This window comes from Desulfonatronum parangueonense (genome assembly GCF_054656975.1).
This window is the reverse complement of sequence record NZ_BAAHXH010000003.1, coordinates 4,097,666-4,119,661: the sequence shown is the minus strand read 5'-3', so window position 1 is coordinate 4,119,661 and position 21,996 is coordinate 4,097,666. Positions and strand designations below refer to the sequence as shown.

Below are 21,996 nucleotides of genomic sequence, written 5' to 3'. Positions count from 1 at the left end.
CCTGAACAGCAAGGAGGGGCAGTTTATGCGTTGGCTGCAATTTCTAACACCCGTCAAATCCATTGACGCGGAGCAGGCTCGAAAGGTTTTGACCGAGGAACCGGATCTGCAGATCGTGGATGTTCGGCAACCCGGCGAATACGAGCAGGGACATATCGCCGGGGCGCGGCTGATGCCCATCGGGCAGCTGGGGGACCTGGTGAATGAGCTTGATGTCGCCAAGCCGACGCTGGTCTACTGTGCCATCGGCGGTCGCAGTCGAGTCGCGGCGCAAATGCTGGCCGGAAAGGGATTTGACAAAATCCTGAATCTCAGCGGCGGATTCAAGAGCTGGAACGGCTGGACCGGCTTCGGGGAATACGAGCAGGGATTGCACCTTTTCACGGAGTCCATGACCCTGGAGCAGACTCTGTCCATGGCCTACGGCATGGAGTCGGCCCTGCGGGAATTTTATGAAAACATGGCCGAAACCGTTGCCGATTCCCAAGCCGTCAAGATCTTTACCCTGCTGGCGGCTGTCGAGTTGAAGCACCAGCAGGCCGTGGCGCAACGCTTGACGGGCGAGAATGCGCAACAGGACGCCCTACACGCGTCGGCAGCCGTGCCGGAAGGCGGCATTTCCACCGAGGACCACATGCACCGGATGGGCGTGGATCTGAAAAACCCGCGGGAGATCGTTGATTTTGCCATGGCTGTCGAGGCCCAGGCCATGGACCTGTATTCCCGGGCTGCTCGGCAGGCCCAGGGCGAAGTGCGGGAATTTCTCGAACAGATGGCTGAAGACGAAAAAACGCATCTCCAGCATCTGGGAAATCTGATGGACCGGCTTCAGGAGGATGTCTGATGGGCAGACTTCTCCTGGCCGGGGCAGGACATGCCCACATGGCCCTGATGGCCGCCATTCCCGAACTGACGGCCAAAGGTCACGCGGTGACGGCCATCGGCCCTGGAGAGCGGCATTACTACTCCGGGATGGGTCCGGGAATGCTTGGAGGAACATACCAGCCCGAGGAAATCAGCTTTCCAGTGAAAACCATGGTTGAAAGCCGCGGGGGAATGTTCATCCAGGACATGGTCACGGCCATCGATGCGGCCCGTCATGTCGTGATGCTGCGCTCGGGACGGGAAGTGGGGTACGATGTTCTGAGCTGCAATCTGGGCAGCCATGTTCCACGGGACATATCCGGGGACGTCGGGAATGCGGACACTGACTCCGCGGGCGAAGCAGTTTTTTCGGTCAAGCCCATCGAGCGCCTGCTGGCGGCGCGTCGGCGGATCCAGGAACTGGCCAAAAGCCAAACGGTGCGGATCGGTGTCTGTGGCGGCGGTCCGGCTGCGCTGGAGGTGGCTGGAAATGCCTGGGACGTGGGGCGTGAACGCGGCGGCAAGGGATGCCAGGTCCAGATCTTCACCGGCAGCAGGCTGATCAAGGACATGCCGGACAAGGTCCGCCGCATGGCCGAGGAGGTTCTACGACGTCGGGGCATCGAGGTCATTGGCGGAAGCTATGTGCAGGCCGTGGAATCAGGTGCAGTTCATCTGCAAAACGGGCAGCGCCACCCCCAGGATGTGATTTTCCTGGCTCTTGGCGTCCGTCCGTCCAACGTGTTCAAAAATTCCGGATTGGAAACCGGACCGGATGGCGGACTTCTGGTCAATCAATTCCTGCAGAGCGTGGCCCATCCGGACATTTTCGGCGGCGGGGACTGCATCTCGTTCCAGCCGCGGCCCCTGGACAAGGTCGGGGTCTACGCCGTGCGCCAGAACCCGGTGCTGCACCACAATGTGCAAGCCCGCCTGGAAGGCCGCGAACTCCGAACCTTTGATCCGGGAGGCAATTACCTGTTGATTTTCAACATCGGAGACGGTCAGGGGATTCTCTACAAGAACAGGATCGCCTTCGGCGGTCGTCTGGCTTTCTGGATCAAGGACCACATCGACCGCAAGTTTATCCGAAAGTTTCAGCCGTAGGAGAAACAGAACGCCTTTCGATTTCGATTTCGATTTCGAAAGTCTTGGGAGGTGTTGCGCTGAAAGTCAATTCGTCTTGACTCTCTGGTAAGATCCATCGCTGACGACGAGCATCGCGAGGCGAAAGCCCCTCCAGCTAAGGTTTTCTCCTACAGTTTGGCGTGCCGTTCGATGTGATCTCGGTAGGCCAGGACGCCTTGCACCAGGTTGGAGGCCAGGGTTCGGAGATAGGCGTCGGTGTTGAGCAAACGCGCTTCTTCCCGGTTGGTCAGATAGCCCATTTCCACCAGAACCGCCGGCATCTTCGCGCCCATCAGCACGTAGAACGGAGCTTCCCGGACGCCGTTGTCCCCCAGTCTGGGATGGGTGCGGCGCATGCCTTGGATCGTCCGGCCATGGATCTTGGTGGCCAGTTCCTTGGATTCGCTGATCTTGGAGTTGAGCATCAGGTCCGTGAGGATGAGTTGGAGATCGCTGATTTTTTTTGTTGAGACCGCGTTTTCCCGGGCCGCCACCCGCACCGCGTCCTTGTTCTTGGCCAGGTTCAGGGAGTAGATCTCAAAACCGTTCATGTTCGGATTTGGATGAGCGTTGGCATGAATGGAGATGAAAAGATCCGCCTTCTGGGCGTTGGCCATGGCCGTGCGCTCTTCCAGGGGAATGAAGACGTCCGTGGTCCGGGTGTAGATGACGCGAAAGCCTTTTTCCTCCAGCATCTTCCCCAGGATCCGGGACATGCGCAGGTTGACGTCTTTTTCCTTGATGCCATGGGCCACCGCGCCTGGGTCCTTGCCGCCATGGCCGGGGTCGATCATGATCGTATTCACCTTCAAGCCAAGCTGCTCCACGAGGCTGGCCGAAAGACCTCCCGCACCCGGGGTGATCTGCGGGTTACGCTGCTGGGCCGTCTGCCCGGAAGGGCGCGACGCGGAAGATCCGGCCAGTCTTTGCGCTGCTCCACTGACGTCCACAACGATCCGGAACGGGCTTTCCAGTGTAAAGACCCGAAAATCCTCAAGACGCTGGATATCCAGGACGACCCGACTGACCTGGGGCTGATTCTGGCCGGTGCGAATCTGGCGCAGGATGCCGTCGGCAACCTGGAGTTGCGGCAAGGTCTCCGGTCCCAATACCGTTCCCTGCAGGTCGATCATCAACCGATGGGGCGTGCCCAGGGCCGGGTCCGGATTAAGCAGCCTGTGACTGAAGTCAATCTCGGCATCAACATCCAGAACCACCCGCGTGTATTCGTCACTGCTCCAGTGGCGGACCTGGGTCAACCTGGCTGTTTCAGACCCGGAGTTCCCGACGCGCGGTGCAACTGACGGAGCGCTCAGTGCGGCCGTAACTATGGGGTCGGGCTGGGAAGAGGCGACGGACGAGGTTGCCGGAGCGGTTATCGTGGGCGCGGGCGCGGCAATGGCATTGCCTGGGGATGAGGAATTGACTTTGGCCAGGAATGCGGCATCCAGTTCGCGGAGCATGGACTGGGCCTGAGAAGCCATGTCGCCTTTGGAATGATTATGCACGATGGACAACAGATCGATATAGGCCTGGGCTGAGTCATTCAGGTGCTCAAGATGAATCTTGGCCTTGCGCAGCAGGGCGTCGTCCGCCCATGTGTGATTGGGAAACCGCAGAGCCACCCGCCCATAGTAATCCACCGCCTGCGTAAAATCCGCAGCCTGTCCGAAGCGTTGCCCCATTTCCTCATGCACGCGGCCCAAAAAGAAAAGCGATTTTGGAGCTTCAGGGCCTTCCGGCGCTTTCTGATACGCACTGTTGAACATGTTGCGCGCGGCAATCCAGGCGGTACGCTGCTTGGACTGAACGGGATCCTTGAGTAGCCGCTGGAATTCGTTCCAGCCGCTGGTATAGTCCCGCTCGGCACTGGCTCGGCTTTCGCTCGCCAATGGTCCGCTGCACAGAAATCCTATGAGAAAAAGAAACAGAAAGAGGTGGCGTATCGGCATAGTCGCCTCGGCTTGATTGGAATTTTTTGACGCTGATCAGGCCAACAAAGGTAACTGCTCTAAAAGGGGGACACGACCTGCGTGTCTCCTGGCAACTGGATCCCACTAAGCGGAAAGACTGATTGAGAGCGATTTTCCAAGGACGTCATGCCCGCTTTAGGTGGGCATCCAGGCCATGCTTGTCGCAATGTGTTGAGCATCTACCAAATAAGCATTGCGAATTCCGGGCCAAAAAAAATCAAAGAAGAGCTGCGGGTGCCGCGGCAAAGGAACCACTGTAATCCTTCACGATTATCTTCATCCCTCAACGCGTGACAAGATGCAGATTGACTACGATCCAGTGCCAAGTCAAGAGTTTGCAACATCTTTATGTTGACTTGGCGGCCGTTGCAGTTGCCATGACCCACTTTTGAAACGAGCTGGTCGGCTGGTTATCGGATAAAATCTTCAGACATTTGCAATCCCCGCAAAAATTCGGGCCAGGAACGAGCCAGCTCCTGCATGGCGGCAGCCCTGTGGCTGCGCTTGTTCTTTTGCTCCGGCAAAAGCTGGGCGGAGGTCAGCCCCAACTCCTCGTCGATAAAAAGCGGATCATAGCCGAATCCGTGCTCACCCAACGGGCTCAAGGCGATCCGACCGGACCAGCTTCCCCGGGCCAGCAGTTCTTTACCGCCCTGCACCGGCGCATGAACGGCAATCACGCTCACAAAGCGGGCTTGCCGGAATTCTTGGGAAACTCCCTTCAGTTTCGCCAGCAAGAGGGCATTATTGCTCTCATCAGTGGCATCCGGTCCACTGAAGCGTGCCGAGTAGACACCCGGCGCCCCCCCCAAAGCCTCCACCTCCAATCCGGAATCGTCGGCCATGGCGATCATTCCCGTCAACCGCGCCACAGTTCGCGCCTTGATCAGAGCATTCTCCTCGAAGGTCGTTCCAGTCTCCGGAATGTCTCCGATGTCGGGAAAGGCATCCATGGTTCGCACCTGGACATCAAACTGTCCGAGCAAAGCCGCAATTTCCGCCGCCTTGCCCCTGTTCCGCGAAGCAATAACAATTTCCACATCTTCTCCTTTTCCTAATCGCAATCGCAATCGCAATCGAAATCACAATCGAAATCGCAATCGAAATCTTAAAAAAGGCGTTACTATTCAGCACACATTCTGTACTCACTCGCCAGCACTGAATTCCGGTTTGCGCCGGAGTGACGTATTGTGCCTAAGTCCTTACCAAGTTCAGTCATATCAGCGAAGTCCGGTATCAGTCCGATTTTTCTGGGAAGAGCTGAGTAGTTGCAAACGGTGTAGCTATTCAGCACATCCGGTGATTGGTCATGCACCTGCACAGGGTTTCTCCTTTGGCCGGAATGCCATATTGGAGCAACCCCTTTTCACGTTGGTCATGCCGGCTTGCATTGGTATGGCTGATGTGGAGCCGGCTTATCATGACAAGTCATTCCGGCGAACGCCGGAATCCAGGACGGGCTTACGATCAAACGAAGTACTGAGTAGCATGTTCAATGGATCGATTTCGATTACGATTTCGATTTCGATTCATGCGATTGCGAACTCGGATTATGATTTGGAGGAAATCATAATCCGATCATTCTGCACCCTGATCAGTTTTTCTGGTCAGGGTCATGATTTTGGGAAGTTTGAGTATTGCTCTGGTGCCGGATGTTTCACTGCTTTCCAGTTGAAGTTCGCCGCCAAGATCAACGACGATCTTGCGGGTCATGGCCAGTTCCAGGCTGGTGAACGGATTGAAGGGCTGTTCCAGGACCTCGCTGGGCAGGCCGTGGCCGGAGTCCGCGACTTCCAGGAGGATGTTGTCCTTGTCCTCTCGTGTGGAAACGCGCAACTCTCCGCCGGAAGGCATGGTGGAAATGGAATTCTTGATCAAGTTCTTTAGGCACTGTTTGACCATTTCCGGATCAGTCATGATCTGACCGATTTTCTCATCCAGCTGCATGTGAACGCGGATCTTTGGCTGTTGAGCCGAAGCATCCAGAGCTTTCAAGGTTTTGACCACGGCGTCGTTGACGTCGAAGCGGCTCATTGTCAGTTCCAGCGGGCGGGAAAAGTTGATGAATATGCGCAGGATGTCATCCAAGCGTTTCGACTCGCTGAGGATGATCTTGATTTTTTGCATGGTGGTGGCGTCCAGGTTGGGCGCGCGAACCAGGGTGTTTGCAAACCCGCCAATGGCAAACAGGGGGTTGCGGATCTCATGTGCTATGTAGGTGGAGAATTCACCGATGGCGGCGTATTTTTCCGCTGCCTGGAGGCGGCGGACCATGGTGGAGAGGTTGGTGCCGAGTTCGCTGAGTTCATCATCGCCCTGGATATTGAAATCCGCCGTATAGTTCCCTTGGCGGATTTCCCGGCTGATCCGGGAGAGCTTTCCTATCCTGTCAATAACATGTGATCGCAGAAAGAGCAGAACGCATCCGAGGAGGACCGCCAGACCAACAAGAGCAATGAGCCCTCCGTGGAATTGCATGGTTCGCAACTGGACAAAATCCCGGTCCATATTCTGAAACTCGAAAAGCGCTCCAAGTATCGGCTGGCTTGACCCATGACAATGAAAGCAACCCGGGTCGTTGGAAATGCTCCGAACGCGCAGATAGTAGGGGTCGCCCTGGAGCTCAAGCAGTTTACCCGAGTCTCTGCCCTGAAGCAGGCTTTGATCCAACATTTCTCGAACTTCATGATGGTCGTAAATGTCGAGCAGGTCGTGCCGCAAGGTTTCCGGATCAGTGGAATACGTGATGTTTCCCCGAAAGTCGGTCAGGTAGACCCGAATGTCGTCGTACATTTCCGAGACGACACGGAATTGTTCATGAGTGCCTTCATTGTCGCCGCGGAGCATGGGACCATCAATGGCCATGCTCAGCAGTTCGGATGTCCGCATCCCCAGGCGGTCGATCTGATGGATGGTGATCGCATGTTTCCAATAGTAATTGGCGGCGAACAACCCGAAAAAGACTATACAGCTGACCAGGGTGATCAACCCCAAGATCTTCCACCCAAGAGAAATACGCGGACGCTTCATGGAGACACTCCTTGAATACTTGCGTACATAATATCGACATACTCAGGCTTGACCTTTGTTTCAAGCCCCGGCATTGCACCGGCGTGCTTTTCAGTCAGCCAAGGTTCTTCATGATTTCCGTAATCCTCCCGATTCATAATGCCGCCAAGACGCTGCCGGCGGCCCTGGACAGCCTGCTGGCGCAGACATGGATGGATTTCGAAATTCTGGCAGTGGATGATGGATCGGATGACGATCACGGCGCCGTTCCGGGCACCCGCGCCATTTTGTCGGAATATGCAGCCATGGACTCGAGAATTCTACCCCTGTTCATGGAGCATGAAGGAATCGTTCAGGCCCTGAATCACGGTTTGGCCTTTGCCGGAGGCGAGTACATCGCCCGAATGGATGCCGACGACGTCTGCCATCCGGATCGGCTGCGGATACAGGCCGACTTCCTGCGGCTCCACCCGGAGGTCGGACTTGTAGCTTGTACGGCCGATTTCGGCGGCAGCCCGGCTCATGCCGGAGGTTATAAACGCCACCTGGACTGGACCAACACCCTGCTCTCCCATGACCAAATATCCCTGGGACGATTCCGGGAATCTCCGCTGGTTCATCCCACAGTGATGTTTCGTCGCCGCCTGGTGGAACAGTTCGGGGGCTACCGCGACGGGCTGTTTCCTGAAGACTACGAACTCTGGTTGCGTTGGCTGGAGTGCGGGGTTCGCATGGAGAAAACCCCTGAGAAGCTCTATGTCTGGAACGATCCTCCCGGCCGCCTTTCCCGAACCCACCCCCGATACGACGTAACGGAGTTCTACAAGACAAAAGCTCGTTACCTGGCCCAGTGGCTGACCGCGCACAACCCCGGCCATCCCGAGATCATGGTCATGGGTGCCGGACGAATCACGAGACGCCGCGCCGAAATGCTCCTGCCCCACGGCGTGAGAATTTCGGCATGGGTGGATATCGATCCGCGCAAAGTCAATCGCCGCGTGGCCGACCGCCCCGTGATCCATCGCAACGACATCCCCCCGCCCGGAGAATGCTTCATCGTCTCCTATGTCGCCGGCCACGGCGCCGCGGAGGACATCACCGCCTTCCTGACCAGCAGAGGATACTCCCAGGGCCGCCATTTCCTCCTCGCCGCCTGAGCCGTCACATCATATTCGAAATCGAAATTGCTAATTAAGGCAGGGCAACTAACCACTACTGATACGTGCTGCCTGGATACCGGCCTTCGCCGGTATGACAAAATGGAGTGCCACGTTGGCAAGTTCCTTCGGTCGTCACCCCGGCGTAGGCCGGGGTCCAGGTGTTTTCGTATAGTTCAATCGCCAAGATTATTGAGCAGTTTCTCGAAATCGCAATCGAAATCGGAATCACGTCCGGCAACTACTCAAAAAACGTCGGGCATGCCTGGTAGTTGCCTTACTCCTGGATTCCCGCCTCCGCGGGAATGACTTCAACAAGGAGATGCTGTCAAAAGCGCGTTATTCCCGCGAAGGCGGGAAACCAGGCCACACTCGTCTCAAGATTTTGCACGGTACTCGTTTTATGCGCCCTCGCGGAGTGTGTGCTTTTGCCGCTTTATCGATGATGCTTGGTTGTTGACATGGGTTTGCGTGTTCATTTTTTTCGATTTCGATTTCGATTTCGATTTCGATTACGATTGCGATAAAAGATACGTTTTGGTTAATCCGAAAATGCGGTTTGCATGGCCTGCTCAAGTTGGCCGAGGGTGAACATGTCGCGCAGGATCAGTGGTTGCATTGCTCGTTCCCCATGGTCGAAAAGCGCGACAAGGGGGATGCTCTGGCTGCCCAGACCGCGCAACAGGGCCATGCCTGCCGGGTTGTCGTGGGTCAGATCCACTCTGATCAGCCGCAGTCCGTAGCGTTCCTGAAAAGGAGCCAGGTTGGCCGGCGTGAGTACGGTCTTTTCGAGGAATTTACAGTTCGGACACCAGTCCGCCGTGAACTCCACCAGCATGCGGTCTCGGCCGAGGGAATCCACGTAAAGATCCGCAGTAAAGAACTCCCATTCACTGGTCGTCGGTCTGGCCGTCAGGGCCCAGCCGCCTGCGGCCAGGACCAGGATCAAGGCCACGGCCCGGATGGACCAGCGCCGCATGGCGGAATGGGAAAGATTGGTCCACCCGCCCCAGATCCAGGCAGCCATGCCCGTGACCCAGAACAGGATCAACACGGGAAAGAGAAATTCCTCGGGCAGGAAGGAGAGCAGATAGATGCAGGTGGCCAGCAGTAAAAAACCCAAGGCCTTTTCCAGATAGAGGGTCCAGTTGCCGGGCCGGGGCAGAAACCGCACCAGGCGGGGAAAGAAGCTGACCACGAAGTATGGCGAAGCCATGCCCAGGCCGACGCAGAAAAAGACTCCGGCAACAACCAACGGCGGCTGAACCAGGGTCCAGGCCAATACGCCGCCCAAAAACGGCCCGCTGCAGGGCGTGGCCAACAGCGTAGCCAGCATGCCCGTGAAATAGGCCTGGCCCTCGCTGGACAAGGAAGAATCGCCCTTGCGGCCCATCTTGAGATCGATCACCGGCAGATTGAAAACACCGAAGAGGCTCAAACTCAAGGCCAGAAGCAGTGTTGCCAGGACAATTACCGTGGTCGGGTTCTGGAATAGCTGGCCCCAGACCATTCCGGTAAAGGAAAGCAGAAAGGCCAGGAACATGAAAAAGGTCAGGATGCCCAAAGCGAAAAGCTGGTTGTGGTCCCGGAAGGCCTTGCGCTGGATCTCCATGTCGCCTGCTGAAGTATCAGGAATCAGCCCCCGGAGTTTCAGGCTGACCACGGGCAGCACGCAGGGCGTCAGATTGAGAATCAGACCGCCAAGCATGGCCAGCAGCAATGCCTTGCCCAGGCCCCGGACTTCCAGGCCGGGCTGGAACGAGACCGGCTCAAGAAGTTCCGGCGCGAATTCTCCAGGTGCAACCTGAACTGGTTGAGCCACCCCCGGCGTGCCGGTGCGGACAAAAGGCGTCCTGGTCGCGCCGGGAGACGATGACGGCAGAACATCCATCCAGGCCTGTTGTTCCGGCAGTTCTGCCTCACGGGATGCGATCTGGTCGAGAAGTTCGTCAAGCGAATGCTCTTCGCGAACGTCGATGGGCCAGCAACTGCGATCCGAACAGAGCAGCATCCGCAGATGGACGTGCAGCATTTCCTCGTCGGCCAGATCTTCCCGATCCGGCAAAAGAATGAACAACGGCGTCGGGTCAACGAAAGCCTCTACCATCATCCCCGGCTCCAGGCTGTCCTCCTTGATGATTCCCGGCGGATACAGAACCTGCAGGTATTCCTCCTGAAAGGCGAGCATGGCCTGAAGCGTGGTGGGCATGCCGGTGGGGCCGGGATCGTGGGCATAGACGTACCATCCGGGAGCCGGAGTGATCCAATACACGCCCACAAGAGATCCTTTGGGCAACGGTCCAAGATCTTCTTCCAGGACATGCAACTCCAACCGGGAGGAATACGGAGCAGGAGCGGTATCCGCCAAAACCGCTCCCCTGCCCGTGCCCGAACCGGGCGCCGCCAGCACTGCCGGCAGAATAACAAGAAAAGCGACTAAAAAAGCCAGATAATGCCGTGCATTTATAAAGAGTTTTCCACTCCCGAGTGGAACGCGTCGCAATAAATCTTGAAACATGAGGTCATCCGCCTTGACAAAGTGCAAGCATGAAGTCTAAAGGTATCGACTTGCCGCAACGGCAAGCCGCCAAGCAGCGGGTCACTAGCTCAACTGGCAGAGCAGCGGACTCTTAATCCGGAGGTTCAAGGTTCGATTCCTTGGTGACCCACCATAAAAAATCAAGGGTTTACGATGAAAATCGTAAACCCTTTTTTTGTGCTTTTTGGAAATGGCCATTTTTCCCACCCCTGTCCCGCTTTATTTTCAAGGGGCTGTCCCTTGTTTTTCGTTCAAAAGGCTGTCCCACTTCTGCCCCTCGCTGATATGCAATGCCGGAGGGTGGCCTCGTCCGCTACGGTGCTCCGATGTGCTCCAGGTCGTGTTTCGTGATCAAAGCAATGCTCCGATCCAGCCGGGCCAAGTGTCCAGGGCAAGGGCCGAAAACTCGGCCTCGGTGTTGATAAATTCAAGCGTCCACGGATGGAATATAACCTTTTGCCTACACGGGCAAGATGAAGAGGGGGCTGAGTGAGGCAAATACGAGTATGATTTAAGGGAATCTTGTATCCAGTCCAGATGGTGACCAAACACTGGATGTGCTGAAAGTTTCATCAGGGAATCCATTGCATCATGCATTCGTCTTTCGTGACGTCGAGTTTGAACAGCTACACTTTCATGATTATTGCCCTGTCTGGTTTTTTGGTTTAGCGAAGCTATCAAGCCCTCTGCTGATCACATGATGTTTCAACACTGGTTGTTCAAGGTAATATACGGATGCCGTTCATCAAGATTGACGATATTGCACCGGGAATGAGCTTGGCCTCGGATCTGCATTCCCGGGAAGGACGCTTTTTGTTGCCCAAAGGGGCGGTGCTCAGCGAGAGAAGCATTCTCACCTGCAAAGCCTGGGGTGTAACCCGGGCCGACATTGTCGGACACGAGCAGGAGGATCTCAACGAGGCCAGAATGGCCGCTATTCCTCCGGAATCCATCACACTGGCGGAACAATACATCCGTCCGTACCTGAGTCATGTCGATCCACGACACCCTGCAATAGCGGAAATCATCAGAATTGCCATAGAACGTACGGCGCAAGGAATCTCAGCTGGAACGCCGATTGGGAGCAATGACGATGACGACCTGCTTTGGCAAATGACGCAAGGTAAAAGCAGGCCCTGCAATGAAGGATCACATGCCGTTTTGCGCCTGGTCCGGGAACAGGTTGGCCTGGTGTCCATGCCGGACATTTTTTATAAGATCATACAGGTGATGGAGTCCCCGTTCAGCTCCGCGAGCCATATCGCCGATGTCGTGGCCAAGGACAGCAGCCTGACCGCCAAGCTGCTCAAATTGGTGAACAGCGCCTACTACGGCTTCCCCTCCCGCATCGACACCATCCGCAGAGCCGTTGCCCTTTTGGGGACCAAGGAGTTGACCTCCCTGGCCTTCGGCGTTTCCGTGGTCAATACTTTTGACCGCATTCCCAAAAAGATGCTCAATGTGAAAAGTTTTTGGAAGCACAGCATCACATGCGGCATCTATGCCAGCCTTGTTTCCTCCCGGAAACAAAATCTGTCCGGAGAGCGATTTTTCGTAGCCGGGTTGCTCCACGACCTGGGACGGCTGATCATGCTCAAAGGCATGCCGGACGCCTGTCGAGAAGCCATTTGTCTTTCTCGGAAAGAGCGAATGCCGCTGTTCATGGCCGAGCGCAGGGTAATTGGTTTCGACCATGCCCGGGTGGGCGGATTGCTGTGCCGGGAATGGAAGATGCCGGGATCTCTCGAGCAGATGGTCCGGTATCACCATGCTCCTTCGAAAGCCGAAAACATCATGGAAGCAGGAATCGTGAACCTCGCCAATCTTATGGCATCCGTCACCGCTCCGGGAGCCTGCGGCGAAGGGGTGATTCCGCCTTTATGCTCAATCGGCTGGGAAAGCATGGGCATCGATGTCAGCGATCTTTCCCCGGTGGTGGTGCAGGCGGAAAGACAGCTTGACGAGATCATCCAAATTTTCACCGGCAGGGAGTGAAGATCCCATGAACGAGTTGGAAAAACGTATCCTCCGTCTCGAGGAGGAAAACCGATTCCTGCGCGAGGAAAAGAGAAAGTCCGTGGACGCCCTGGAAATGGCAGCCTGTCTCGGCCGATTCGACACCAGGCCGGAAGCGGGCATCGACAGGGGCTTTATCCTGCGCGAAACCGCCAAAAAAATCAGAAACCTGATCAAGTGCAAGGTGCTGTCATTTTTTCTGGTGGACTCCAAGGACAACGGTTTCCATCGTTTCTACTGCACTCCTGAGGACTTCGGGCCGGACCTGGATGCCGAGGTCGTTCAGCTTATTCAGGATCATCGCTTTGCCTGGATTCTCAGACGCGGCAGGCCAGTGGTCGTTACGAGCAGGGACAGGACATCAAGGCTTCTCCTGCACGCCCTGACCACCCCCTCCAGGATCAGAGGCATGTTCATCGGCGTTCTCGACAAGGAGGACGCTGACATTCCGGACGTGCAGCTGTCACTGCTTTCCATCGTCCTGTTGTCCAGCGCGTCGGCCCTGGAAAGCATCGAGACTTATGCACACATGAGCAAGCTGAACAGGGAGCTGGAAAAATACGCCCGGGAAACGGAACGGCAGTACCAGGAAATTTTCGAGAACGCACCCGTGGGCATTTTCCAGTCCACTCCCCAGGGGCGCTACCTCTCGGTCAACCCTGAGTACGCAAGCATCCTCGGTTTCCAGAGCCCGGAAGAGATGACCGAATCTATCACGGATGTCGCAACCCAACTGTATGTTCATCCGGAAGAACGGGAAATCTTCAAGGCACAGCTGAATTCCCACGGCCAGTCCAATAATTTTGAAGTAGAGCTGAGAAAGAAGGACGGAAAGACGATCTGGGTATCCATGAACACCAGGACCAAGCAAACCCAGGACGGTAGGACGATCTACGAGGGATTTCTCTCGGACATTACCCAGCGAAAAATGACGGAAAAGGCCATCAAGGATGCGCGTTTCGCCGCGGAAGCCGCGAACCGGTCCAAATCCGAGTTTCTAGCCAACATGAGCCATGAAATCCGTACCCCCATCAACGGCATCATGGGGATGATGCAGCTTCTGGAATTTACGTCCCTGGACGACGACCAGAAACAGTACGTGCAACTGGCTCTCTCTTCAGCCAAACGATTGAACCGGCTGCTCTCGGACATTCTGGATCTGTCCAGGGTCGAAGCCGGAAAGATGGATGTCCAGGAATCAGAAATCAATTTCGGAGAATTACGGGATTCCGTTATCGGCCTGTTCTCCATCAATGCAAGAAACAAGGGCATTGAACTCGTTTGTAGCGTTGACCCAACCCTGCCGCCGACGGTGATCGGGGATGAAACCCGTATCCGGCAGATATTGTTCAATCTAGTCGGCAATGCCTTGAAGTTTACCGAAAAGGGCAAGGTCTGCCTGGATTTCGGCTTGATGGAAGCAATGAGAGAAAATGCCCTTCGAATCCGGTTCACGGTTCAGGATACAGGCATCGGCATTCCCGAAGACAAGCTGGCGGATATTTTCGAACCATTCAGGCAAGTGGAAGGCAACTACACTCGACACTACCAAGGCGCCGGCCTGGGACTGGCAATCGTGCACCGACTGGTGCACCTGATGGACGGGACCATCGAGGTCCAAAGCGATATCGGCACCGGAACCAATGTTGAGGTGGCATTATGGTTGAAGGCCGAGCAGCAGACGCCTGCGTCCGGGATGGCAAAGACTGCCGGGAAAGCGGCAAAAACAAGGCGCCTCAACATCCTGCTGGCCGAGGATGAACCGTCCAATTCATTTCCGGTAATAAAACTGCTGGAGAAAGCAGGACATGCCGTGACCCTGGCCGAGGACGGCCAAAAGGCTCTGGAACTGCTCGCGGCCCAGAACTTTGACTGCGTGCTCATGGACATCCAGATGCCGGTCATGAACGGGATTGAAGCGACCAGGGAGATTAGAAGGCTGGAGGATGAAAAGAGAAGATTGGAAGGAGAAAATCCCAGTATTCCAGCAACTCTGCATTCCAGAACCCCCATCATCGCCCTGACGGCCTATGCCATGCTTGGCGACCGGGAAAAGTTCCTTCAGGCGGGCATGGACGACTATCTGGCCAAACCGATGCGGATGAAGGATCTGGAGACGATCATCGACAGAGTATGCAGCCGGGACAGATAAGCTTCGCGGCAAGGAGAAAGTATCCGCAAAACTGTTCCGCGGTTCCTGACATCAGACCCAGTTACGTCAATACCAGTTCAGCATCAGGCCATCTGCGCCTGAACCGAGAGATCATACCGAAAGATCATTGTGTCGCAAGCGATGCCGGACTCTAAGCCGTCCCGGCATAAAAAAAAAGGAACCCGGGCATGGCCTGGATTCCTTGATTTACCGGTGGTGGGCGGTCGGGGATTTGAACCCCGGACTTCCACCGTGTGAAGATGGCACTCTAACCACTGAGTTAACCGCCCACGTTCGTCTTTATTGCAAAGCACCAGGCTTGGCAAGAAAAATATTCACGAAACAGCACAATATGATGCTTATAACTGGACTTGGCGTGGGGAAGCGCATACCATGCCACCCTGTTCACAACACTCCAGAAGAGGGAAAGATTATGCTGCTGATCGAGGACCTCCATGTTTCCATCGACGACCGACAGGTACTCAAGGGCGTCAGCTTGGAAATACAGGAGGGAGAGACGTTTATTTTGTTCGGTCCCAACGGCTCCGGCAAGACTTCGCTGTTGATGACGCTGATGGGATTTGCAAATTATAATGTGACCAGAGGCAAAATTACATTCAAGGGCAAGGACATTACTCATGCACCGATCTATGAACGGGCTCGCTTGGGGATCGGGATGTCTTTCCAGCGGCCCCCGACAATCCATGGCTTGAAGACGCGGCACCTGATTTCCATGTGCGCACACCATCGCGACCGTGAGGTTGATGTGGACGCCTTGGCCCGGAAGGTCAATTTTGATCAATTCTTGGAGCGCGACATCAATGCGGGTTTTTCCGGCGGAGAGATCAAGCGCTCCGAGTTGCTCCAGCTGATGGCCCAGAAGCCGTCGTTGCTGCTGTTCGACGAGCCGGAGTCCGGAGTGGATCTGGAAAACATGGCCCTGATCGGCAACACCGTGCGCGAACTGCTCAACGGGTCCCAGGAACCGAAGCTGGATCTGAGTCTGAAGGATTTGCGGGCCAAGCGCCACACTTCCGGCCTGATCATCACCCATACGGGCTACATTCTCGATTACATTCACGCCGATCGCGGCCAGGTTCTGCATGACGGCGTCTTGTGCTGCGAGGCCAGTCCACGAGTGATCCTCGAGCATATCGGCAAGTTTGGCTACAAGGAGTGTGTGCGATGTCTGAATTAGTCAAAAAACCAGACCAAAACAATGCCGGGAAGCCGGCCGGCGTGGATGTTGCCAGGTTTGCCTTCACGAAAAAAGGCGAGGGTTTGGCGGATTTTCGCTCCTTGAGTCCGGAAGACAAGGAACGCCTGTTGATGTCCGGAGTCGACCTGGATCAGGCAAGCCGGAGCGGAACATTCCTGCAGGTGGACCACAAGAGCGTGCACTGCGACTCCTGCGATCCCAACGTGGAGATCCTGGACATCAACAAGGCTCTGGAAAAGTACGACGGCCTGCCGGAATACTTCTGGGGCGCCGTGAACAAGGAGCAGGACGACTTCACTCGTCTGGCGGCCAAGGAAGGGTTGCACGGCGGCTACTTCATCCGGGCCAAGGCGGGAATGAAGATCACCGAGCCGGTTCAGTCCTGCCTGTTCATCAAGGGCGAGGCCGTCGCCCAGAACGTACACAACATCATCGTCGTGGAGGAAGGCGCAGAGCTGCACGTGATCACCGGATGCGCCACGGCCCACAACCAGCAGTCCGCCCTGCACTTGGGCATCTCCGAGATCTATGTCAAAAAGGGTGGCAAGCTGACCTTCACCATGATCCACAACTGGGGCGAAAAGGTCATGGTCCGGCCGCGCACCGTGGGCGTTGTCGAAGAGGACGGCGAGTTCCAGAGCAATTACGTCCTGCTCAAGCCCGTGGAATCCGTGCAGTCCTATCCTTCCATCCATCTCAACGGCCCCCGCGCCGTGGCCCGCTTCAACTCCATCATTGTCGCGCCGACGGGGTCCCTGGTGGATACCGGAAATCGGATTTTCCTGAATGCCCCGGAGACCCGCGGAGAGATCATCTCCCGCACCATCACCACCGGCGGCAAGATCATCGCCCGGGGACACATCATCGGCAGCCATGTGCCGTCCAAGGGTCACCTGGAATGCAAGGGGCTGATTCTGGGCAACGGCATCATCCATGCCATCCCCGAGCTGGAAGGCACCATCTCCGGAGTAGAGCTGTCCCACGAGGCGGCGGTGGGCAAGATCGCCCAGGAAGAGATCGAGTACCTCATGGCGCGCGGATTGGATGAGGACGAAGCCACGTCCACCATTGTCCGCGGCTTTCTGAACGTCGACATCATGGGGCTGCCTGAAAAGCTGCAGCAGACCATCGAGAAGACGATTGAGGAAAATGAAAAGGACATGTTCTAGGAGCTGTCGCTGAACGACTCATAATCCGATTTGGAGACAAATCATGCCCGGTTTCAAGGCGCACCTTTTCGGGGGTGCGCTTTTTTTTGGATTGATTCTGGCGCTGGTTCTCTGGCTGGGAGTGTATCAGCCGGACCATCAGACGCTGTTGCTGTTGGCCCTGATCGCCCTGCTCAGCGCCCTGTTCCCGGACGTGGATACGGATTCCAAGGGCCGCGTGCTGTTTTACGGCGCACTGCTGGCGGTCTACCTGGTGCTGATGATCCAGGGCCGGTTCAGGCTGGCCGCGATCCTGGGCTTCTGCGCCCTGCTCCCGGCCATCGGCCACCACCGCGGCTGGACCCACAGTTGGTGGGCCATGTTCCTGGTGCCATTGCCGATCATCATCCTGCCGATGGCCTTCTATGACCGCTCCCTTGTTTCCGTCGTGCCGTTCTATCTGGCCTCGGTCACCGGCTACTGCTCGCACCTGGTCCTGGACAAGACCTTTTGATGACTGCCGATTCTAACGTCGATAATACGATTCCGGCTGGGCCACCCGCTCCAGGCAGGCCAGCATGTTCTGGCGGTGTTGTTGCGGCTGGAGCAGATTCATGTAGGCCGCGATGTCCAGTTCCAGGGTCGTGCCGTCGGCTGCCCCTGAGTGCTTGATCCCTTCCGGAAAGAGCATGGCCAGAACCTCTGAAAGTTCCGCGTTGTCCATAGTGTTTGCCATTCCTTCCAGGGCACTGTCTTCCAGGTTCAACAGTTCGAGGCAATGTTTGATCTCCGCGAATCGGGCGGGAAAGTGTTCCGGCGGGTATCGTCTGGCCTGCTTGATGAAAGCCTGCCGGACCTCGTCCGCCGTGGCCTCCGGATGAACGCGCAGTGTTTGAATGCATTTGTCGAGCATGATTTGATCCTGCTAGAAAAGGGTTCGCTGTTGCCGACGTAGCCCAGCTTTTTTTTGTGGTTTTTTGGTCGGTTTACCGTGCAGGGCAGTCTTCACGATGCGTAGCGCTTCGATGAACTCCTGGTCCGGTGGATTCTTGATCCAACCTTCCGCCTCCCAGATTTGCAACAACCCCGAAAACAGCTCGGTTCTGCTTGCGTCCTGCATGGTCTTGACCACTGCAATCCATTTTCCGGCCCTGGTTGCCTCATGCTTGACCCGGGACAGGACCTCCAGCAGAAATGTGTTGGTATACCGGCTCCTTGTGTGCCAGTTCAGGAACCAGATGACCAGAGACAGGGCCTGACTGTCCGGGGGAAAGTTCGCCAGAAAGGGAGCTGCTTCATCCTTCTTCCTGGGCAATACCTCCTTTTCCAGCCGGCTGACCATCCGGAAAAAACCGTACAACGGGCTGGTTGGCGCAAGATGTTCAGCCAGATAGCGGATCAGGTCTCCTTCGACCGCCTCCCAGTAGGAGTACTCGAAAAAGAACATCTCAACTTCCCCTCGCATGCCGATTTGCACCAGCTTATCGGCGCAGGTGCTGAGCAGGCATTGCCACGTGGCCTCCTCCAGCAAAGGTCGCCAAGCCTGCAAAAGATTCGTGAAATTTTTCGTCAAATCAAACGAGGAAAGAAGTTCACTGCATTCCTTCTCACTGAGCTGGATGCCGGGAGCATCCTCGTCGCGGAATTTCTCCACAAAAGCCCGGGCCTTTTTCTCGTAGAAAACGGCATCCGCATGGGCGGCAAGACAGAGCAGATTTTGCTTCGGGAAAGGAAAAGCGCACGAAAGTGCATGCAAGAACCGTATCTGTGTGTTCACGAATTCGAAGTCGGCGCTGAAAAGAAGGTTGTCCCAAATGTTGTAGGGCAGAATCCTGTTCTGGCCCTGGAGCCCGAGACGGAGCCGGATTTCATGCATCTCACGAAGCCATGCCGCGAGATTGGTGTTCACCTGCAAAATAACATCTTCGTCGTCTTCAAAAGCAAAGAGCTTCCTGGTTTGCTTGACTTTGTGCTCAAGCGCTTCCATGCCCAGAATCATCAGCAGATACCGTTCACGGGAAGTCCAGACATGGGATCGCAGCAGCGTACTGTAAAAGACATGATGGAACAGGTCGCCATCACCCGCCTCCAGGGCAAGCCGAATTGCGGTCTGGACTGCCAAAAGCCGCGGATGGTTGCGCAGCGAGCCATCCATCATTGATGGAATATGGATTCCCAGGAGCAAGCTCATTCGTTCCTTGTCCTGGGTAGAAAACATTCTTCCTTGCGACAAGAAAATTCGCCACATGTTGATCAGCACGGGGTGATCGATGAAATGAATATTGAGTCTCTTGAACATGAACAGCAAGGATACGTCCATGATCGTCTCGCCCTGTCGTTGGATGTTGTAGAGCACCTTGAAGGCCCGAACCAGGGCATGCAGATCATGCATCACCGACTTGTCGGCGCCGGAGTTGATCAGGTGGTTGATCAGGGCATCGGCATGCTTGAACCAGGTGTCGAATGGGCTGACGGTTCTGGGCAGAAAATTGGCCTGACGCAATTTTTCATAACTCTGGATAAAACTCTTCAACAGCTTGACGCCCGGATCCCTGGTTCGCTTGGGCAGGATCGGGGCCTGCTCTTCACTGTTTTCAAGCATTTCCAGCATTGCGCCGCGCAGCAAGCCAAACGGCGGTGGAAGATCCACCGGGAAGGTCAGGACCGCCTCCCTCGGAATCCTTGCGCCCAGAGCCTTGTGGTACAACCCGGCCAGATCAAGGCAGACCTGCACGTCCGGACTGAGCGCCGGCCCTTCTTTCAACGTGGCGATCAGAGCCGGGAGCATGTGTGGAGCCTTGTCCACGAACAGGGTTTGCACGAGCAGGTTGAAGACGGCGTCATTCCAGCGCCCGCTGATCTCGGCCGAGGTCAACTCGGACTGCTTGCGGGCGAACAAGGAGACGAACGCGTCCCACCGTTCCTCCTGCCAATACTTGAGGAGCTTGGATTCCGCGCGTGAAAACCGGAGATGTTTGTCCTTCTTCCCTTTCTTGCCGTCCTTGCGCTGCTTCTTGGCCATGGGGTCTACCCTGAAAGCTCATCGTTTTTCAGTTCATCCAGAAAATCCAGAAGTTCCTCCTCGGTCTCTTCCACCGCATCATCATCGCCGGATCCCAGTGCCTGTTCATAGGCGGCAATCAACGTTCGCAGTCGTTCCACATTATTTTCCTGCTGCTCTTGCCCCTGAATTTCCTCCAAAGCATTGCGGGCCTTTTGCAGGATGTAGTTCAGCAGTTGGGGCGCAGCCTGGTCGTCTTCCAACAGATCATCGTCCTGTTCTTCCAGGTCCAAATCAATGACGTCGTCCTCGGAGTCGATATCACCGAGCAATTGCCCTCGGCGGCGGGAATCCAGGTCAGCCTCTTTTTGGGTTCCATAGCCCTTTTGTTCCACTCTGACATGGATAATCCCATCCAGATCATAGGCATATTCGATGAGCAGCGGGCTGTTTTCCGGAGCCGGAACCAGGCGCACCCCGATCTTGCCGATCAGTTCGCACTCGTCCGGTTCTTTTGATTCGCCTTGATAGACCGTCACTTCGATACGTTTTTGCTGCGGATGGATGGTGTAGAACATTTCAGAGCGACGGACAGGAACCTGGGTATTCCTGGGAATGATGGGCACGACCGTACGCCGCCGATCGTAGCTGCTTTCCAGGGCTCCGGTGCCAAGCGTGTGCGCGGTGACGTCGATGAAGACATGGTCGCAGGATTGGCCGGTAATGATCCCGCCCTGGATGGCAGCCCCCCTGGCCACGCACAAGTCCGGATCCACCGGCGGCTTGCGGGCTTCGCCGAACACCTCGTCCATGAGCGCAATCACGGAGGGTATCCGCGTGCAGCCGCCCACCAGCAGGACGTTGTCGATATCAGAAGCCTTCAGGCCGGCTTCCTCCAAGGCCTTGTTCACCTCGCCCCGGGTTGCCTCCAGGTAGTCCGCGATCATTTCCTCGAATCGCTCCCGGGACAGCTCCAGGCTGATGTCGATGGTCATGTCCGGTCCCACCGGCAGGAGCGCTTCCTCGATCATGGTGTAGGGAGCGGTGGACAGTGCGATCTTGGCTTTTTCCGCGGCTGCCAGCAGCCGGGCCATGGTGGTCCGGTACGGGCGCGGATCCACCTGATGCCGTGTCTTGAGGTGATCGACGCAGTAATCAAGGATTTTATGATCGAAATCGTCGCCTCCCAGGCGAGTGTTGCCCGTACTGGCCAAAACTTCGGTGATCTCGCCGATGCGCAGCACCGAGACGTCGAAGGTGCCGCCGCCCAGGTCATAGACCAGGGCCAGCTGCTCCCCGTTGCCCCGGGACTCGTTCAGCTGGAGGTGGTTGTAGAACAGGGCAGCGGCACTGGGCTCGTTGATCACCCGCCGCACGTTCAGCCCGGCCAGCTCCCCGGCCGTACGCGTGGCTCTGCGCTGGGCATCGGAAAAATAGGCCGGCACCGTGATCACCACCTCCTCCACGGGCTGGCCCAGATGGAGAGCGGCCTGTTCCTTGAGGTAGGTCAGGATGGAGGCGGAAACCTGTTCCGGCGAAAGAGACTGGCCGGCAATGACCAACGGATCGGATTCACCCATGTGCCGCTTGACCGAGGCAACGGTTTGCTCCGGGTAGAGCAGGGCCCGGTTCCGGGCTCGCCGGCCCACGATGATCGCTTCCCCGTCATAACTGACTACGGATGGCACAATGTGATCACCCTCGATGGGAATCACCTCGGGTTTTCCATTCTGAAGCAGGCTGATGCAGGAATTGGTCGTGCCCAGGTCGATGCCGAAGATGGCGGCCAT

The 21,996-nt window shown here is 56.4% G+C and carries 15 protein-coding genes and 2 tRNA genes; 9 read left to right on the top strand and 8 right to left on the bottom strand.

Annotation, left to right across the window (positions count from 1 at the left end):
- Nucleotides 1–25: 25 nt before the first annotated feature.
- Together ACYQ15_RS18425 and ACYQ15_RS18420 are read left to right on the top strand one after the other, a co-directional pair.
- Nucleotides 26–844 (top strand): rhodanese-like domain-containing protein, encoded by an 819-nt coding sequence (locus ACYQ15_RS18425; protein ID WP_459938956.1) that lies wholly within the window; start codon nucleotides 26–28, stop codon nucleotides 842–844.
- A complete protein-coding gene (locus ACYQ15_RS18420; RefSeq protein WP_459938955.1) occupies nucleotides 844–1,971 on the top strand; it encodes an NAD(P)/FAD-dependent oxidoreductase in 1,128 nt (375 codons plus the stop codon). Before ACYQ15_RS18425 ends, ACYQ15_RS18420 begins: the two co-directional genes overlap by 1 nt.
- 149 nt (nucleotides 1,972–2,120) lie before the next feature.
- Here the strand turns inward: ACYQ15_RS18420 and ACYQ15_RS18415 are convergent, their stop codons facing one another.
- From ACYQ15_RS18415 to ACYQ15_RS18405, 3 genes are all read right to left on the bottom strand, one after another.
- Nucleotides 2,121–3,944, bottom strand: coding sequence for an N-acetylmuramoyl-L-alanine amidase (locus tag ACYQ15_RS18415; protein ID WP_459938954.1), 1,824 nt, complete (start codon nucleotides 3,942–3,944; stop codon nucleotides 2,121–2,123).
- 431 nt (nucleotides 3,945–4,375) lie between these two features.
- Nucleotides 4,376–5,005: an RdgB/HAM1 family non-canonical purine NTP pyrophosphatase gene (gene rdgB / locus ACYQ15_RS18410; protein ID WP_459938953.1), complete on the bottom strand. Its 630-nt coding sequence runs from the start codon at nucleotides 5,003–5,005 to the stop codon at nucleotides 4,376–4,378.
- Nucleotides 5,006–5,543: 538 nt separating this feature from the next.
- Nucleotides 5,544–6,995: a sensor histidine kinase gene (locus ACYQ15_RS18405; protein ID WP_459938952.1), complete on the bottom strand. Its 1,452-nt coding sequence runs from the start codon at nucleotides 6,993–6,995 to the stop codon at nucleotides 5,544–5,546.
- A 110-nt stretch (nucleotides 6,996–7,105) separates the two neighbouring features.
- On the opposite strand from ACYQ15_RS18405, the gene ACYQ15_RS18400 reads away from it, so the two are divergent.
- Nucleotides 7,106–8,131 (top strand): glycosyltransferase family 2 protein, encoded by a 1,026-nt coding sequence (locus ACYQ15_RS18400; protein ID WP_459939619.1) that lies wholly within the window; start codon nucleotides 7,106–7,108, stop codon nucleotides 8,129–8,131.
- 541 nt (nucleotides 8,132–8,672) lie between these two features.
- Here ACYQ15_RS18400 and ACYQ15_RS18395 read toward each other — a convergent pair.
- Nucleotides 8,673–10,649, bottom strand: a complete 1,977-nt coding sequence (locus ACYQ15_RS18395; RefSeq protein WP_459938951.1) for a protein-disulfide reductase DsbD family protein — start codon at nucleotides 10,647–10,649, stop codon at nucleotides 8,673–8,675.
- A 78-nt stretch (nucleotides 10,650–10,727) separates the two neighbouring features.
- Between ACYQ15_RS18395 and ACYQ15_RS18390 the strand changes: the two genes are divergently transcribed.
- The 3 genes from ACYQ15_RS18390 to ACYQ15_RS18380 all read left to right on the top strand — a co-directional run bounded on the left by ACYQ15_RS18390 (nucleotide 10,728) and on the right by ACYQ15_RS18380 (nucleotide 14,838).
- Nucleotides 10,728–10,803 (top strand) — tRNA-Lys (locus ACYQ15_RS18390).
- Between the two features lie 602 nt (nucleotides 10,804–11,405).
- Entirely contained in the window at nucleotides 11,406–12,665 is a 1,260-nt protein-coding gene (locus tag ACYQ15_RS18385) for an HDOD domain-containing protein (protein ID WP_459938950.1), read from the top strand.
- A gap of 7 nt (nucleotides 12,666–12,672) precedes the next feature.
- Nucleotides 12,673–14,838: a PAS domain-containing hybrid sensor histidine kinase/response regulator gene (locus tag ACYQ15_RS18380; protein WP_459938949.1), complete on the top strand. Its 2,166-nt coding sequence runs from the start codon at nucleotides 12,673–12,675 to the stop codon at nucleotides 14,836–14,838.
- A 214-nt stretch (nucleotides 14,839–15,052) separates the two neighbouring features.
- Here ACYQ15_RS18380 and ACYQ15_RS18375 read toward each other — a convergent pair.
- Nucleotides 15,053–15,128 (bottom strand) — tRNA-Val (locus tag ACYQ15_RS18375).
- A gap of 143 nt (nucleotides 15,129–15,271) precedes the next feature.
- On the opposite strand from ACYQ15_RS18375, the gene ACYQ15_RS18370 reads away from it, so the two are divergent.
- From ACYQ15_RS18370 to ACYQ15_RS18360, 3 genes are read left to right on the top strand one after another with little or no spacing between them, the layout of a single operon-like run.
- On the top strand, nucleotides 15,272–16,036 hold the full coding sequence (locus tag ACYQ15_RS18370; protein WP_459938948.1) for an ABC transporter ATP-binding protein: 765 nt from the start codon (nucleotides 15,272–15,274) through the stop codon (nucleotides 16,034–16,036).
- Entirely contained in the window at nucleotides 16,024–17,226 is a 1,203-nt protein-coding gene (locus tag ACYQ15_RS18365; RefSeq protein WP_459938947.1) for a SufB/SufD family protein, read from the top strand. Before ACYQ15_RS18370 ends, ACYQ15_RS18365 begins: the two co-directional genes overlap by 13 nt.
- Nucleotides 17,227–17,269: 43 nt before the next feature.
- On the top strand, nucleotides 17,270–17,719 hold the full coding sequence (locus ACYQ15_RS18360; RefSeq protein WP_459938946.1) for a metal-dependent hydrolase: 450 nt from the start codon (nucleotides 17,270–17,272) through the stop codon (nucleotides 17,717–17,719).
- Between the two features lie 12 nt (nucleotides 17,720–17,731).
- Here ACYQ15_RS18360 and ACYQ15_RS18355 read toward each other — a convergent pair whose 3' ends face one another.
- Genes ACYQ15_RS18355 through ACYQ15_RS18345 form a run of 3 tightly spaced genes read right to left on the bottom strand, consistent with a single transcriptional unit; the run spans nucleotide 17,732 to nucleotide 21,996 of the window.
- The gene (locus tag ACYQ15_RS18355) at nucleotides 17,732–18,118 is read right to left on the bottom strand and encodes a hypothetical protein (protein WP_459938945.1); all 387 of its coding nucleotides are present in this window, start codon (nucleotides 18,116–18,118) and stop codon (nucleotides 17,732–17,734) included.
- A 12-nt stretch (nucleotides 18,119–18,130) separates the two neighbouring features.
- Entirely contained in the window at nucleotides 18,131–20,227 is a 2,097-nt protein-coding gene (locus ACYQ15_RS18350) for a hypothetical protein (RefSeq protein WP_459938944.1), read from the bottom strand.
- A gap of 5 nt (nucleotides 20,228–20,232) precedes the next feature.
- Nucleotides 20,233–21,996: an Hsp70 family protein gene (locus ACYQ15_RS18345; RefSeq protein ID WP_459938943.1), complete on the bottom strand. Its 1,764-nt coding sequence runs from the start codon at nucleotides 21,994–21,996 to the stop codon at nucleotides 20,233–20,235.

Coding starts and splice junctions, on each gene's coding strand:
- ACYQ15_RS18425 (WP_459938956.1), top strand. CDS start 26: ATGCGTTGGCTGCAATTTCTAACACCCGTCAAATCCATTGACGCGGAG.
- ACYQ15_RS18420 (WP_459938955.1), top strand. CDS start 844: ATGGGCAGACTTCTCCTGGCCGGGGCAGGACATGCCCACATGGCCCTG.
- ACYQ15_RS18415 (WP_459938954.1), bottom strand. CDS start 3,944: ATGCCGATACGCCACCTCTTTCTGTTTCTTTTTCTCATAGGATTTCTG.
- ACYQ15_RS18405 (WP_459938952.1), bottom strand. CDS start 6,995: ATGAAGCGTCCGCGTATTTCTCTTGGGTGGAAGATCTTGGGGTTGATC.
- ACYQ15_RS18400 (WP_459939619.1), top strand. CDS start 7,106: ATGATTTCCGTAATCCTCCCGATTCATAATGCCGCCAAGACGCTGCCG.
- ACYQ15_RS18395 (WP_459938951.1), bottom strand. CDS start 10,649: ATGTTTCAAGATTTATTGCGACGCGTTCCACTCGGGAGTGGAAAACTC.
- ACYQ15_RS18385 (WP_459938950.1), top strand. CDS start 11,406: ATGCCGTTCATCAAGATTGACGATATTGCACCGGGAATGAGCTTGGCC.
- ACYQ15_RS18380 (WP_459938949.1), top strand. CDS start 12,673: ATGAACGAGTTGGAAAAACGTATCCTCCGTCTCGAGGAGGAAAACCGA.
- ACYQ15_RS18370 (WP_459938948.1), top strand. CDS start 15,272: ATGCTGCTGATCGAGGACCTCCATGTTTCCATCGACGACCGACAGGTA.
- ACYQ15_RS18365 (WP_459938947.1), top strand. CDS start 16,024: ATGTCTGAATTAGTCAAAAAACCAGACCAAAACAATGCCGGGAAGCCG.
- ACYQ15_RS18360 (WP_459938946.1), top strand. CDS start 17,270: ATGCCCGGTTTCAAGGCGCACCTTTTCGGGGGTGCGCTTTTTTTTGGA.
- ACYQ15_RS18355 (WP_459938945.1), bottom strand. CDS start 18,118: ATGCTCGACAAATGCATTCAAACACTGCGCGTTCATCCGGAGGCCACG.
- ACYQ15_RS18350 (WP_459938944.1), bottom strand. CDS start 20,227: ATGGCCAAGAAGCAGCGCAAGGACGGCAAGAAAGGGAAGAAGGACAAA.
- ACYQ15_RS18345 (WP_459938943.1), bottom strand. CDS start 21,996: ATGGCCGCCATCTTCGGCATCGACCTGGGCACGACCAATTCCTGCATC.